Annotated in this window: 1 protein-coding gene; it reads left to right on the top strand. The window is 35.8% G+C overall.

What is annotated here, in order from left to right; all coding sequences use genetic code 11:
• The first annotated feature begins 143 nt into the window (after positions 1–143).
• Entirely contained in the window at positions 144–1376 is a 1233-nt protein-coding gene (locus TY15_RS22970) for an IS4 family transposase (RefSeq protein ID WP_040203105.1), read from the top strand.
• Positions 1377–1445: the final 69 nt, after the last annotated feature.

The following is a 1445-nucleotide window of genomic DNA, read 5'->3' as shown; positions in this document are numbered from 1 at the left end:
CCCACTAGCCTTGCATAGGTTGAAAAATATTGCAAAAATGTAATAAAAAGTATTTACTGAACATAAAAAAACTCCTATTGTAGAAGGTATAGACCTTGTTATGTTCCCTAAACACACAAGTCTTCTACAAAGGAGTTTTAACATTGAATAATAAAAGTATAGGCAATGAAAAGCTAATTTGTCAATGCTTATCCATTCTACCGACCGAGGACTTTGATTGTCCGTTGATTGATTATGGGAAGAAACTAACTACGAAAGCTTTATTAAAAATCTTTGTGGCTGCACAACTAGATCAATGGCATTCGTACAGTCACATGGAGGAAAAATTAAGAGCACATCCCGAATTGCGAAAAGAACTTAATATTGAAGGCATTAGTGGTTCCCAATTGTGCCGGCGAATCAATGATTTACCAACAGAAATGGTTCAAAAAATGTTTGAGAAAGTTGTGGCAAAAGTTCGTTCTCTTACACAAGGATTTGAAGGAATATCAAAGGAAATCGGTCAATTAAATATCGTAGATTCAACAGAAATCCGCTTACCAGAAAACCTATGTGATTGGGCTTTTATATCCAAAGGACATAATGCAGTTAAAATGCATACTCGACTCGTAGTAGTCTCTAAAGATGTAGCTTTTCCAGATAAGATTGTTCCATCTACAGGAACCGTGAGTGACTTTGAAAGCTCAAGTTTCATTATTGAGGAAGACGAGGCCACATATGTGATGGATCGAGGGTACCCTTCCAAAAAGAATTTAATGGATTGGTTAGCGAAGGGCATTTCATTTGTGACTCGTATTACCAAGAACTTGGTTCTTTATTCTTTAGAGGAATATAAGCCAACTCATCCAATGATAAAACGAGATGCTAAAGTAAACTTTGGGATTTCTTATGAACCCGTACGGTACATTGAATTTGTAGATGAGAAAGATAGAATCTATCGAATTTTGACTACCCGCTTTGATTTAACAGACCAACAAATCTTAGAGATTTACAAGAATCGTTGGCTCATCGAATTATTTTTCAAGTGGATTAAGGGACACTTGAAATTAACGAAAATCTGGAGTACGAAGCCACAAGGTATCTGGAATCAAATGTTCTTAGCGCTAATCGCTTTAGGTATTTCGCTGATCATTAAGCTTCAAACCAAGTCAACAAAAACACCATGGGAATTCTTTCGCGTCCTACGGACGTATTTATATTTACCAGGCACAAAAATGTTAAAAGAATTAAATAGACTTCGGAAGAAGTCAAAGGGACGACAAAAGGTTCCTATACCAATAGATAAAGAAAAACCATCGTTTGGTAACGTAGCTATTGTGAAAAAAATAGTGAAGAAACAGCAGAGAAAAGTTGAGCGAAAATTAGGGAATTACTAAATAGGAAAAAAAAGGGAACAAGGTCATTTTAATGCCCTATCCTCCTTTTTTCTATTGAGTCCCAAAAGT

Origin of the sequence: Neobacillus jeddahensis, from assembly GCF_000612625.1 — a bacterium.
Taxonomy (GTDB): domain Bacteria; phylum Bacillota; class Bacilli; order Bacillales; family Cytobacillaceae; genus Neobacillus; species Neobacillus jeddahensis.
This window is presented reverse-complemented; position numbering and strand designations above follow the sequence as displayed.